This window comes from Actinacidiphila epipremni (genome assembly GCF_012034175.1).
Taxonomy (GTDB): Bacteria; Actinomycetota; Actinomycetes; order Streptomycetales; family Streptomycetaceae; genus Actinacidiphila; species Actinacidiphila epipremni.
In genome coordinates, this window is the sequence record NZ_JAATEJ010000008.1 from 21137 (window position 1) to 33678 (window position 12542).

Here is a 12542-nt window from a genome sequence, read left to right on the forward strand (position 1 = left end):
CCACTCCCGATCCTTGGTATCGTTGACCCCGTCACCCCGACCCGACCGGTCGCGGCGACACACCCCGTCCGGGTGGCGGAATGGCAGACGCGCTAGCTTGAGGTGCTAGTGCCCTTTATCGGGCGTGGGGGTTCAAGTCCCCCCTCGGACACCACCGGAAAACCCCTGCCCAGCAGGGGTTTTTCTGCGCTCCGGCAACCCGGGTCGGGCGGGGGCCGGGGGGGATCAGCGCAGGTCGGTGATTTCGGGGGCGTAGACCGTGCCGAGCGGTTCGGGGCCGACGTACTGCTGGCAGTTGCACTGCTGCGTCTCGTACTGGAGCGGCTTGCGGTCGGCGTCCCACAGCGACGGCGTCTCGACCACCGCGTGGCACTTGCCGTCGTCCTTGCCGTGCATCGCCAGGTGGTGGGTGCAGCCGCAGATCGGCTCGGGCGGGCGGTTGGCCGCGGTCAGCGCGCTCTGCTTGCGCTCCTCGGCCTTGATGAGCTCCAGCTTGTGCTTGTGGCGCCGGTTGGTGAAGTCCTTGACCCGCTCACCGACCACGCCGCTGCCGAACAGCACGACCGGAATGAGCCACCACAGACCATCCATACGCCAGACCCCCGTCCCTTTCGTGCCGTCGAGCCAGCATAGCCTCGCCGCCGCCCCGCCCATCAGCCCCGTTCCGGCGCCGTCCGGCCCGGCTGCGGACAAACGATTTGGCGTGAGCGAGCCGAACCCGTAAAGTGAAGTTCACCGACGCGGGGTGGAGCAGCTCGGTAGCTCGCTGGGCTCATAACCCAGAGGTCGCAGGTTCAAATCCTGTCCCCGCTACAAAGAGGAAGGCCCGGTGCCGGCAGGCGCCGGGCCTTCCTGCTGTTCGCCGGGTGTTCTACGCGCCGGGTCCGCGGTGGTGCCGGGCGCCGGTGCGGTGCGGGCCCGCGGGGGCGCCCTCGCGGGGGAGCGGGCGGTAGGGCGGGATCGTACAGCCCGATGGACGGCAGGCGCCGAGGCCCGCTCAGGCCTGCTCAGGCTGGGCGCTACGGGTCCTCGTGGAGCACCCGGTCGAGCACCGCCGCCCACTGCCGTACGATTCCCGACCGCCGCGCCGAGTCGTCGCTCAGCAGATTCGCCAGCCCCAGCCCCCGCGCCATGTCCAGCGTCGCCTGGACCGTCTCCCGCACCCCCGGCCGGGACTCGTCCGCGCCCAGGAACTCCACCGCCAGCCGGTGCGCCTCCCGCCCGATACGGGTCTCCAGCGCGGCCACCCCCGGCCGCAGCCCCTCCTCCGCGGTCGTCGCCGTCCACAGGTGCAGGGCCGCCCGGAAGAGCGGCCCGGTGTGCACGGCGACCAGCAGGTCCACGACGGCGTACGTACGGTCGGGGCCCTCGCGCGGCAGGGACCGGGCCCGTTCGCGCACCGCGGTGAGCCACTGCTCGGCCACATGCGCGACGGCCGCGGTGAAAAGCTCCTCGCGGGTCGGGAAGTGGTGCTGGGCGGCGCCCCGGGACACCCCGGCACGGGCGCAGACCACCGTGACCGTGCTGCCGGACCAGCCGTGCTCGGCCAGGCACGCCACCGCCGCCTCCAGCACCCGCATCCGCGTCGCCCGGCTCCGGTCCTGCTTGGGCTCCCGCTCGGGCCGCGCCGCCTCGCCCGGGGGCCGGGCCGAGCCGCCGGTCAGCACGCCCACGGCGGGTCCCTGCGCTCCAGGGCGGCCCGGACGCCCTCGGCGGCCTCCGCGGACCCGAACAGCTCCCTGCTCCGCCGGGCCAGCCGGTCGCCGTCGGCCGCCAGCGCCTGGAGGAGCGGCAGCGCGGTGAGCTCCTTGGTCGCCGCGAGGCCCTGCGGTGAGGCTGCGCGCAGCCCGGCGAGGATGCCTTCCAGGGCCTCTTCCCCCGCCGTGACCAGGCCGATCCGTACCGCCTCCGCGGTATCGAAGCGCTCGCCGGTGAGCAGGTAGCGGGCCGCGGCCCGCCGGTCCGCCCGGGCCAGCACCGGGATCGACGCGACCGACGCGGCGAGCCCGAGCCGTACCTCGGTGAAGGCGAAGCTCGCCGCCGGGCCCGCCACCGCGATGTCGCAGGCCGCGAGCAGGCCGAGGCCGCCCGCCCGTACGTGCCCGTCCACCCGCGCGAGCACCGGCTTGGGCAGCCCGGCGACCTGCCGCATCAGCTCCACCAGCAGCTGCGGCCCGCCGCCCGGGCCGTCCGCCTTCAGGTCGGCGCCCGAGCAGAACGTGCCGCCGGTGTGGGTGAGCAGCACCGCCCGCACCGCCGGGTCCGCGCCGGCCGCCGCGAGGCCCGCGGACAGCTCCGCGATGAGCGCGGCGGACAGCGCGTTGCGGTTGTGCGGCGAGTCCAGGGTGAGCACGGCCACGGCACGGTCGGTGCGCCGGCGCACCAGCGGCGTATCGGTCGGCGGACGGGGCGACGGATCGGTCGGCGTATCGGTCACGGCGGGTCTTCCTCCCCAACGAGCCCAACGAGCGGCAAGCGGCACGGGCCTGCGTACGGCGGCGGGCCCCGGCACGACAGCGGGCCTCAGTACGACTTCGGCAGCCCCAGCGTGTGGTGCGAGACGAAGTTGAGGATCATCTCCCGGCTCACCGGCGCGATCCGCCCCACCCGCGACGCCGTCAGCAGCGACGCCAGGCCGTACTCCGCCGTCAGCCCGTTGCCGCCCAGCGTGTGCACCGCCTGGTCCACGGCCCCCGCGCACGCCTCCGCCGCAGCGTACTTGGCCATGTTCGCCGCCTCGCCCGCGCCCATGTCGTCCCCGGCGTCGTAGAGATACGCGGCCTTCTGCATCATCAGCCGGGCCAGCTCCAGCTCGATGTGCGCCCGGGCCAGCGGGTGGGCGACGGCCTGGTGGCCGCCGATCGGGGTGGACCACACCTGCCGGGTACGGGCGTAGTCGACGGCCCGGCCGAGGGCGTAGCGGCCCATGCCGACCGCGAAGGCCGCGGTCATCACCCGCTCCGGGTTGAGCCCGGCGAACAGCTGGAGCAGCCCCGCGTCCTCGTCGCCGACGAGCGCGTCCGCGGGCAGCGCCACATCGTCCAGGACCAGCTCGAACTGCTTCTCCGGCGCGGCCAGTTCCATCTCGATGCGGTGGTAGGCAAAGCCCGGTGTGCCGCGCTCGACGACGAACAGGCACGGCTTGAGCCGGCCGGTGCGGGCGTCCTCGGTCCGGCCCACGACCAGCGTCGCGTCGGCGACGTCCACACCGGAGATGAACACCTTGCGGCCGGTGAGCCGCCAGCCGCCGGTCGCCGGGTCGCGGCGGGCGGTCGTGGTGATGCGGTGCGAGTTGGAGCCGGCGTCCGGCTCGGTGATGCCGAAGGCGATCCGCAGCGAGCCGTCCGCGAGACCGGGCAGCCAGCGGCGCCGCTGCGCGTCCGTGCCGAACCGGGCGATCACCGTGCCGCAGATGGCGGGGGAGACCACGAGCAGCAGCAGCGGGCAGCCCGCCGCGCCCAGCTCCTCCAGCACGATCGCGAGCTCCGCGAGCCCCGCGCCCCCGCCGCCGTACTCCTCGGGGAGGTTGACGCCGAGGTAGCCGAGCCGGCCCGCCTCCTGCCACAGCTCGTCGGTCTGCGTGCCGTTCCGCGCGGCGGCGGCGAAATACTCCCGGCCGTAGCGGCGGCCCAGCGCCGCGACCGCCTTGCGCAGGGCGCGCCGCTCCTCGCCCTCCAGGAGCGCGCTGTCGAAGCTGCTCACGGCTCTTTCCCCTCCCGCTCGTCCCCGGTGTGCTCTTCTCCGGCGCGTTCTTCCCCGGCCCCGTCCGACGCGGCAACGTCCTCCTTGACGACCGCGAGTACGGCCCCCCGCTCGACCTGCCGCCCCACCTCCGCGGTGAGTTCGAGCAGCGTCCCCGCCACGGGAGCGGCGATGACGTGCTCCATCTTCATCGCCTCCAGCCACAGCAGCGGCCGGCCCGCCGTTACCCGGTCGCCCGGCGCGAGCCCGGCGGTGCGGACCACCGTGCCGGGCATCGGCGCCCGCAGCGAACCGGGCGCGGCCTCCCGCTCCGGCGCGGGGAAACGCGGCAGGACGGTGAAGGCGGCCGACCCGCCCGGCCAGTCCACGAACGTCCGGTCCGGATAGTCGGCGACCTCGTACGCCCGCCGCACACCGGCCACCTCCAGCACGACCCGGTCCGCGCCCGCCTCGACCAGCCGCACGCCCGCGAAGCCCTCGGCGGCCAGTGCCCCGTCCCGCTCCAGGCGGTAGCGCACCTCGTACGTCTCCCCGTCCGGCTCGGCCCGGTAGCGCTTGACCTGCGGCTGCGAGGGCACATTGCGCCATCCGCCGAGCGTGGCGGGCACCGGCGCTCCGGGCGCGGTCGTGCGCCGGGCGGCGTCCGCGAGGGCCGCGGCGAGCGCGGCGACCCGGCCCGGGCCGGCGGAGGAGGCCGCGTCCACAGGGGAGGAGGCCGCGTCCGCGGGGGAAGGGGAGCCCGGCACCGCGGGGGCCAGGCCCAGGTCGGCGGCGTACCGGTCGAGGAAGCCGGTGTCCAGCCGCGCGGCGGCGAAGGCGGGGTGCCGCAGCGCCCGTACCAGCAGGTCCCGGTTGGTGACCGGGCCGTGCAGCCGGGCCCGCTCCAGCGCGTACGCCAGCCGGCGCACCGCCTCCGCGCGGGTCGGCGCCCACGCGACGACCTTCGCGAGCATCGGGTCGTAGTGGACGGAGATCCGCTCGCCGCCCGTGACGCCCGAGTCCAGCCGCAGGCCCGCCTCGCGGCCCGGCGGGACAGTGAACTCCGCGTCCACCCCGGGGATGTCGAGCAGGTGCAGCGCCCCGGGCTGCGGCTGCCAGCCGCGCGCCGGGTCCTCCGCGCACAGCCGGGCCTCCACCGCGTGGCCGCGCGGGGCGGGCGGGTCCGGCGGCAGGGCGGCGCCCTCGGCGATCCGGATCTGCCAGGCCACCAGGTCAAGTCCGGTCACGCACTCGGTCACCGGGTGCTCGACCTGGAGCCGGGTGTTCATCTCCAGGAAGTACGGCCGGCCGTCCGCCGCGACCAGGAACTCCGCGGTGCCCGCGCCCCGGTAGCCGATCGAGGCGGCGGCCCGGGCCGCCGCCTCGTGCAGCGCGGTGCGCACCTCGGGCGGCAGGCCCGGCGCCGGGGTCTCCTCGATGACCTTCTGGTGGCGGCGCTGGAGCGAGCAGTCCCGCTCGCCGAGCACCCACACCGTGCCGTGGGCGTCCGCGAGCAGCTGTACCTCGACATGCCGGGCGCCTTCCGCGTACGGCTCGACGAAGACCTCGCCGTCCCCGAAGGCCGCCGTCGCCTCGGCCCGGGCGGCGGCCAGCTCCGCGGGCAGCGCGGCGAGGTCCCGTACCACCCGCATGCCGCGCCCGCCGCCGCCGGCCGCGGCCTTCACCAGCAGCGGCAGGTCCGCGGCCGTCACCGCCGCCGGGTCCGGCGCGGCGAGGACGGGCACGCCCGCCGCCGCCATCAGCTCCTTCGCCCGGGTCTTGGAGCCCATCGCCGCGACGGCCCGCGGCGGCGGGCCGATCCACGTCAGGCCCGCCACCTCCACCGCCCGGGCGAAGTCCGCGCTCTCGGACAGGAAGCCGTAGCCGGGGTGCACGGCGTCCGCCCCCGCCGCCCGGGCCGCCGCGACCAGCAGGTCGGCCCGCAGATAGGTGTCCGCCGCCGCCTCCCCGGGCAGCCGTACGGCCGCGTCCGCCTCCCGTACGTGCGCGGCGCCCGCGTCGGCGTCGGAGTGGACGGCGACCGCCGCGACCCCGAGCGCCCGGCAGCTGCGGACGACCCGGCGGGCGATCTCCCCCCGGTTCGCCACCAGCACCGTCCCGATCGGCACCTCCACCGGCCCCGCCTCCTTCCCGTCCCGGACGCCGCCCACGAATGACACCCCTTCACATCCGGAAGACCCCGAAACCGCCGCGCGCCCCCTCCACCGGCGCCCCGTGCACCGCCGACAGGCACAGGCCCAGCACCGTCCGGGTGTCGCGCGGGTCGATGACGCCGTCGTCGTAGAGCCGGCCCGACAGGAACAGCGGCAGCGACTCCGCCTCGATCTGCTGCTCCACCGCCGCGCGCAGGCCCGCGTCGGCGTCCTCGTCGTACGGCAGGCCCCGGGCCACCGCGGACTGCCGGGCCACGATCGACAGCACCCCGGCCAGCTGGCTCGGGCCCATCACCGCCGACTTCGCGCTCGGCCAGGAGAACAGGAAGCGCGGCTCGAAGGCCCGCCCGCACATCCCGTAGTGCCCGGCGCCGTAGCTCGCGCCCATCAGCACCGACAGGTGCGGGACCCGCGAGTTGGCGACCGCGTTGATCATCATCGCGCCGTGCTTGATGATCCCGCCCTGCTCGTAGGCCCGCCCGACCATGTAGCCGGTGGTGTTGTGCAGGAAGAGCAGCGGGATGTCCCGCTGGTCGGCCAGCTGGATGAACTGCGCGGCCTTCTGCGACTCGGCGCTGAAGAGCACCCCTTGCGCGTTGGCGAGAACGCCCACCGGGTAGCCGTGGATCTCCGCCCAGCCGGTCACCAGGCTCGGCCCGTACAGCGGCTTGAACTCGTCGAAGGCGGAGCCGTCCACGATCCGCACGACCACCTCGCGCGGGTCGAACGGCGTGCGCAGGTCCTCCGGCACGACGCCCAGCAGCTCCTCCGGGTCGAAGAGCGGCGGCGCCGGGTCGGGGCGCGGGTCGGGGCCGTGCCTGCGCCAGTTGAGGCGGGCGACGATCCGGCGGGCGGTGCGCAGCGCGTCCGGCTCGTCCAGGGCGTAGTGGTCGGCCAGGCCCGAGACCCGGGCGTGCATGTCGGCGCCGCCCAGCGACTCGTCGTCGCTGTCCTCCCCGGTGGCGACCTTGACCAGCGGCGGCCCGCCGAGGAAGACCTTCGCGCGGTCCTTGACCATGACGACGTGGTCCGACATCCCGGGGATGTACGCGCCGCCGGCCGTGGAGTTGCCGAAGACCACCGCGATCGTCGGGATGCCGGCGGCCGACAGCCGCGTCAGGTCGCGGAAGAGCGCGCCGCCGGGGATGAAGATGTCCTTCTGGCTCGGCAGGTCCGCGCCGCCGGACTCCACCAGGCTCACCAGGGGCAGCCGGTTGGCGAGGGCGATCTCGTCGGCCCGCAGCGCCTTGCGCAGCGTCCAGGGGTTGCTCGCCCCGCCGCGCACGGTCGGGTCGTTGGCGGTCACCAGGACCTGCGTGCCCTCGACGACACCGATGCCGGTCACCAGCGAGGCGCCGGTGGGGTGGTCGCTGCCCCAGCCGGCGAGCGTCGAGAGCTCCAGGAACGGCGTGTCCGGGTCCAGCAGCAGCTCGATGCGCTCCCGCGCCAGGAGCTTGCCGCGCGCCCGGTGCCGCTCGCGGTACTTCGGGCCGCCGCCCGCCAGCGCCTCGGCGTGCGCGGCGGCGACCTCCTCCAGCCGGGCCGCCATCGCGGCGGCCCGTACGGCGAACTGCGGCCCACCCGGGCCGGAGACGGGCCCCATCGGCGCCACCCCCCTTCCGCGTGGGCCGAGCGTCCCACCGCCGCCCGGACCGATCAAGCCCGCCTGCTTGTTTTTCTCCGGCCCGCTTTCCGCGGCCACCGGCCTTTTCCGGCCACCTTCTGACCCCTCTAGGATGAGCCTCCTCATGAGTGGCACCCTCATCGCGAAAGAACTCGCCGCCGGCCACGGCGACCGCGCCCTCTTCTCGGGCCTGGACCTGGTCGTCGCGCCCGGCGACGTCGTCGGCCTCGTCGGCGTCAACGGCGCCGGCAAGTCCACGCTGCTGCGGCTGCTGGCCGGCCTCGACACCGCCGAGCACGGCACCGTACGGCTCACCCCGGCGACCGCGACGGTCGGCTACCTGCCGCAGGAGCCGGACCGCAGGGACGAGTCCGTCAAGGACTTCCTGGCCCGCAGGACCGGGGTCGCCGCCGCCCAGCAGGCCCTCGACGACGCCACGCAGGCCCTGGTCGACGGCGCGCCCGGCGCGGACGACGCCTACGCGGTGGGCCTGGAGCGCTGGCTCGCGCTCGGCGGCGCGGACCTCGACGAGCGCGCCGAGGAGGCCGCGGCGGCACTCGGCCTCGGCGTCGGGCTGGACCAGCGGATGCCGGCCCTCTCCGGCGGGCAGGCCGCCCGCGCGGGCCTGGCGTCGCTGCTGCTGAGCCGCTACGACGTCTTCCTGCTCGACGAGCCGACCAACGACCTGGACCTCGACGGCCTGGAGCGGCTGGAGAAGTTCGTCGGCTCGCTGCGCTCGGGCACCGTCCTGGTCAGCCACGACCGCGAGTTCCTGGCCCGTACCGTCACCCGGGTGGTGGAGCTGGACCTCGCCCAGCAGCAGGTCGCGGTCTACGGCGGCGGCTACGAGGCGTACCTGGAGGAGCGGGCCACCGCGCGCCGGCACGCCCGCGAGGAGTACGAGGAGTACGCCGACACCAAGGCCGGCCTGGAGGCGCGGGCGCGCACCCAGCGCGGCTGGATGGACAAGGGCACCCGCAACGCGCTGCGCAAGGCCCCCGACAACGACAAGATCGCCCGCAGGGCGCGGGCCGAGAGCAGCGAGAAGCAGGCGGCCAAGGCCCGGCAGACCGAGCGGATGATCGAGCGGCTGGAGACCGTCGAGGAGCCCCGCAAGGAGTGGGAGCTGCGGATGTCCATCGCCTCCGCGCCCCGCTCGGGCGCGGTGGTCGCGACGCTGAGCGGCGCCGCCGTGGCCCGCGGCGACTTCCGCTTCGGACCGGTGGACCTGCAGATCGACTGGGCCGACCGGGTCGCCATCACCGGCCCGAACGGCTCGGGCAAGTCGACGCTGCTGGCCGCGCTGCTCGGCCGGCTGCCGCTGGACGAGGGCCGCGCCGCGCTCGGCCCCGGCGTGCTGGTCGGCGAGGTCGACCAGGCCCGCGCCCACTTCCGCGGCGGCGAGTCGCTGCTGGACGCCTTCCGCGCGCCCGCGCCCGACCTGGACCCGGCGGCGATCCGCACCCTGCTGGCGAAGTTCGGCCTGAAGGCGGGCCATGTCACCCGCCCGGCCGCGACCCTCTCGCCCGGCGAGCGCACCCGGGCGGCGCTGGCGCTGCTCCAGGCCCGCGGCGTCAACCTGCTGGTCCTCGACGAGCCCACCAACCACCTGGACCTGCCGGCGATCGAGCAGCTGGAGGCGGCGCTCGCCGAATACCGCGGCACCCTGCTGCTGGTCACCCACGACCGCCGGATGCTGGACGCGGTGCACACCACCCGCCGTATCGCGGTCGCCGGCGGCCGGATCACCGAGAGCTGAGCCGCCGCGGACCGATGGACGTACGCCCGGGCCGGCCCCCCCGAGGGGACCGGCCCGGGCGCTTGCCGCCGGTTCACCGGCTCAGCAGGCGATCAGCTCAGCAGCTCATCGGCCCAGTAGCTCAGCTGGCGTTGACGGCGGTGTCGTCGATCAGGAACGACGTCGCGAGGGTGACATCCTCCGCGCCGGTGAACTTCAGGGTGACGGTCTTGCCGATGAAGGAGTTGAGGCTCAGCGACTTCTGCACGTAGCCGCTCGTCGCGTTGAGGTTGGAGTAGGTGGCCAGCGTGGTGCTGCCGACGGCGACGGTGAGCTTGTCGTACGCGCTGGAGGACGTGGTCTCCTGCGTGGAGATGTAGACGTAGAAGGTGAGGTTGGCGCTGGTGCAGCTCGCCGGGATCGTCACCGACTGGGACAGGGTGTCGGTGTGGGTGGTGCCGTAGCCGTCCAGCCACGCCTTGTAGGAGCCGGAGTGGGCCGGGGCGCCGCTGCTGCTGTCGATGACGCCGGAGGACGCGGTCCAGCCGGTGTTGCCGCTCTCGAAGCCGGGGTTGGTCAGCAGCTGGCCGGCGGTGCAGCCGCCGCCCCCGCCGCTGGTGGTGATGGTCCAGGTGAAGGACGCCGAGCCGGAGGCGCCGGTGGAGTCGGAGGCGGAGACGGTCACGTTGTACGTGCCCGTCGTGCTCGGGGTGCCGGAGATCAGGCCGGAGGAGCTGATGCTCAGGCCCGCGGGCAGGCCCGAGGCGGAGTAGGTGAGGGTCTGTCCCGAGGCGGAGTCGGTCGCGTGGACCTGGAGGCTCACCGCGGTGCCGACGACCGTGGACTGGTTGCCGGGGCTGGTGACCGTCACGGTGTTGCCGCCGGTGGAGCCGCCGTTGGTGAAGGCGGCGGTGCCGTTCGGGGTGCCGAGGCCGGTCGGGCCGTCGTAGCCGGGCTTGGCGGTGCACAGGTAGCTGCCGCTGCACGAGCCGTTGCTGCCGCTGGTGACGTCGTTGAGCGCGCTGGTGTGCGCGTACGGGTAGGACGCCGGGGTGGTGCCGGAGGCCGGGGTGCCGGCCAGCGCGTACACCGAGGCGATGATCGGCGACGAGGCGCTGGTGCCGCCGTAGACCTGCCAGCCGCTGGCCTGGTAGCTGTCGTAGACCGCAAGCCCTGTGGCCGGGTCGGCGACCGCGGAGACGTCGGCGATGGTGCGCTTGGAGCAGCCGGTGTCGGTCTGCCAGGTGGGCTTGGCGTCGTAGGCCGAGCAGCCCGAGCCGGTGCCCTCGCTGCTGGAGGTGTTCCACACCGACTCGGTCCAGCCGCGGCTGGTGCCGCTCGCGCGGTTCAGCGCGGTGCCGCCGACGGCGGTGACGTACTTCGAGGCGGCCGGGTACTCCGCGCCGTAGCCCTCGTCACCGGAGCTGACGGTGATGGCGACGCCCGGGTGGTTGAAGTACGAGGAGTCGTAGCTGGTGTCGGAGGAGGACTCGCCGCCGCCGTAGCTGTTGGAGACGTACTTGGCGCCGAGCGAGACCGCGGTGTTCACGGCCGTGCCCAGGTTGGCCATGCTCGCGCTGGTGGCCTCGACGAGCAGGATGTGGCACTGCGGGCAGACCGCGCTGACCATGTCCAGGTCGAGCGAGATCTCGCCGGCCCAGCCGGAGTCGGCGGTCGGGTAGCTGGTGCCGCCGGTCTGGTTGACCTTCTTGAAGCAGCCGTTGGCCGTGGTGCAGGCGGGCAGGCCGTACTGGCTGCGGTACGTCCCGAGGTCCTTCTCGGCGTTCGGGTCGTCCTGGGCGTCGACGATGGCGACGGTCTGGCCGGCGCCGGCCGAGGACGGCAGGGCGTACGCGCTCTGCAGGTCGCTCGGGCCGTAGCCGGACGGGGTGGCGTCGGGGGTGATGCCGAGGTGGTGGACCACGTCGGTGCGCGCCAGCGACAGGCAGGACATCGCGTCGGCGGTGGTGGGCGCGGCGCACAGGTGCGCGGTGTGCGCGCCGGCGGACGGGCCGGTGGCTCCGGTGGCGGCGGTGCCGGTGGTGGGTATCGCCGCCGCCGCCGAGGGGGATGCGGCGGCGACCAGGCCGCCGGTGACCAGGGCGCCCGTGGCGACGACCGCCACCGCGGCACGGCGGACGGCCCGTCTGATCAGGCCGGGACTTGTCAACTGCAATGAACTGCCCTCCATGGGGGGTCGGCTCCCGAGGGCGTCCGCGAGGATGGCCGGATTTGTCAGGGTCATGACAACCGATCACGAAGCGGTATCGCCTGGGACTGCTGGTGTGGCGCACGTTCACTGGTGATCACGCTGGCAAGAGCTGTCAATGTCCGTTCAGTGCCACCACGTTCAGTGGTGGCCAGGATGAACGTAGTGACTGCCACCCCAAGGGACTACCGGCTAATGGCAAAGCCTTTCCCTCGAATGCCCGCTCACCGGGCACCCCGCCGCTGCCCGGAACGATCAGGGACGTATACGTTGTGGCGCCATGGACACCGAGGAAGGACCCGTCAACGACCTTGTCGCGCTGGGCCTCGCGCGCTACGAGGCGCGGGTCTACCTCGCCCTGGTGCGCCGCGAGTCGTACACCGCCGCCGAGGTGGCCCGCGCCGCCGACGTCCCCCGGCAGCGGGTCTACGACGTGCTGGACGCGCTGGTGCGGCGCAGGCTCGCCGTCGCGCACCCCGGCCGGGTAGCGACGTTCTCGGCCATCGCGCCGGAGCTGGCCGTCGCCCGGCTGATGGCCCTCCAGCGCGAGCAGCTCGAACGCCTCGACCGGGTCTCCAGCGCGCTGACCGCCGCCCTCGTGCCGGTCTGGACCGACGGGCGCGACCAGACCGTGCCGCTGGACTACGTCGAGATCCTGCGCGACCCCAAGTCCATCGCCGAGGCCTTCACCGACATCCAGGCGCACGCCCAGCACGAACTGCTCAGCTTCTGCAAGCCGCCCTTCGTCGCCCCCGCCGCCAACACCCCCGGCATCAAGGTCACCCGCCGGCTGCACCGCTCCGGCGGCACCGTGCGGGCCATCTACACCCATGACGCCCTCGACGACGCCGACGTGCTGGAGAACGTCCGCCGCTTCGGCGCGGCCGGCGAGGAGTGCCGCTTCACCGCGGAACTGCCGCTCAAGCTCGTCGTCGCCGACGCCCGCCTGGTGCTGTGCGACATGCCCGACCCGGTCGCCGGCACCGGCGCGACCACCGCCCTCTACATCGAGCACCCGGCGCTCGCGGCCTGCCTGCGGCTGGCGTTCCTGACCGTCTGGGACGGCGCCCAGACCGTGCCGGCCGCAGCCGCCCCCTGACCTGCGGGGACGACAGC

General features: G+C 74.5%; 9 protein-coding genes and 2 tRNA genes. 4 read left to right on the forward strand and 7 right to left on the reverse strand.

Features of this window, described 5'->3' with window-relative positions; genetic code table 11:
* Positions 1-66: 66 nt before the first annotated feature.
* Positions 67-154 (forward strand) — tRNA-Leu (locus HCN08_RS12770).
* Between the two features lie 71 nt (positions 155-225).
* Here the strand turns inward: HCN08_RS12770 and HCN08_RS12775 are convergent.
* Positions 226-591, reverse strand: a complete 366-nt coding sequence (locus tag HCN08_RS12775; RefSeq protein ID WP_167983141.1) for a hypothetical protein — start codon at positions 589-591, stop codon at positions 226-228.
* Positions 592-739: 148 nt separating this feature from the next.
* Between HCN08_RS12775 and HCN08_RS12780 the strand changes: the two genes are divergently transcribed.
* Positions 740-813: transfer RNA gene (locus HCN08_RS12780), tRNA-Met, on the forward strand.
* A 206-nt stretch (positions 814-1019) separates the two neighbouring features.
* On the opposite strand, the gene HCN08_RS12785 is transcribed toward HCN08_RS12780, so the two are convergent.
* The 5 genes from HCN08_RS12785 to HCN08_RS12805 all read right to left on the reverse strand — a co-directional run bounded on the left by HCN08_RS12785 (position 1020) and on the right by HCN08_RS12805 (position 7458).
* Positions 1020-1580 (reverse strand): TetR/AcrR family transcriptional regulator, encoded by a 561-nt coding sequence (locus HCN08_RS12785; protein WP_167983279.1) that lies wholly within the window; start codon positions 1578-1580, stop codon positions 1020-1022.
* An 80-nt stretch (positions 1581-1660) separates the two neighbouring features.
* Entirely contained in the window at positions 1661-2437 is a 777-nt protein-coding gene (locus HCN08_RS12790; protein ID WP_167983142.1) for an enoyl-CoA hydratase family protein, read from the reverse strand.
* 86 nt (positions 2438-2523) lie between these two features.
* The gene (locus HCN08_RS12795) at positions 2524-3702 is read right to left on the reverse strand and encodes an acyl-CoA dehydrogenase family protein (RefSeq protein ID WP_167983143.1); all 1179 of its coding nucleotides are present in this window, start codon (positions 3700-3702) and stop codon (positions 2524-2526) included.
* On the reverse strand, positions 3699-5810 hold the full coding sequence (locus HCN08_RS12800) for an ATP-binding protein (protein ID WP_322974427.1): 2112 nt from the start codon (positions 5808-5810) through the stop codon (positions 3699-3701). Before HCN08_RS12800 ends, HCN08_RS12795 begins: the two co-directional genes overlap by 4 nt.
* 55 nt (positions 5811-5865) lie before the next feature.
* Positions 5866-7458 carry an acyl-CoA carboxylase subunit beta gene (locus HCN08_RS12805; RefSeq protein ID WP_167983145.1) on the reverse strand — a complete coding sequence of 531 codons (1593 nt, stop codon included), beginning with the start codon at positions 7456-7458 and terminating at the stop codon, positions 5866-5868.
* Positions 7459-7603: 145 nt separating this feature from the next.
* Between HCN08_RS12805 and HCN08_RS12810 the strand changes: the two genes are divergently transcribed.
* Complete coding sequence (locus HCN08_RS12810) at positions 7604-9238, forward strand: ABC-F family ATP-binding cassette domain-containing protein (protein WP_167983146.1); 1635 nt, start codon at positions 7604-7606, stop codon at positions 9236-9238.
* A 121-nt stretch (positions 9239-9359) separates the two neighbouring features.
* Here the strand turns inward: HCN08_RS12810 and HCN08_RS12815 are convergent, their stop codons facing one another.
* A complete protein-coding gene (locus tag HCN08_RS12815; protein ID WP_167983147.1) occupies positions 9360-11408 on the reverse strand; it encodes a S53 family peptidase in 2049 nt (682 codons plus the stop codon).
* Positions 11409-11706: 298 nt separating this feature from the next.
* Here HCN08_RS12815 and HCN08_RS12820 point away from each other — a divergent pair, with 298 nt between their 5' ends.
* On the forward strand, positions 11707-12525 hold the full coding sequence (locus HCN08_RS12820; RefSeq protein WP_167983148.1) for a TrmB family transcriptional regulator: 819 nt from the start codon (positions 11707-11709) through the stop codon (positions 12523-12525).
* Positions 12526-12542 lie beyond the last annotated feature (17 nt).

Bases quoted from the DNA above. Each gene is read 5' to 3' on its own strand.
- HCN08_RS12775 (WP_167983141.1), bottom strand. From the start codon at position 591: ATGGATGGTCTGTGGTGGCTCATTCCGGTCGTGCTGTTCGGCAGCGGC.
- HCN08_RS12785 (WP_167983279.1), bottom strand. From the start codon at position 1,580: ATGCGGGTGCTGGAGGCGGCGGTGGCGTGCCTGGCCGAGCACGGCTGG.
- HCN08_RS12805 (WP_167983145.1), bottom strand. From the start codon at position 7,458: ATGGGGCCCGTCTCCGGCCCGGGTGGGCCGCAGTTCGCCGTACGGGCC.
- HCN08_RS12810 (WP_167983146.1), top strand. From the start codon at position 7,604: ATGAGTGGCACCCTCATCGCGAAAGAACTCGCCGCCGGCCACGGCGAC.
- HCN08_RS12815 (WP_167983147.1), bottom strand. From the start codon at position 11,408: ATGGAGGGCAGTTCATTGCAGTTGACAAGTCCCGGCCTGATCAGACGG.
- HCN08_RS12820 (WP_167983148.1), top strand. From the start codon at position 11,707: ATGGACACCGAGGAAGGACCCGTCAACGACCTTGTCGCGCTGGGCCTC.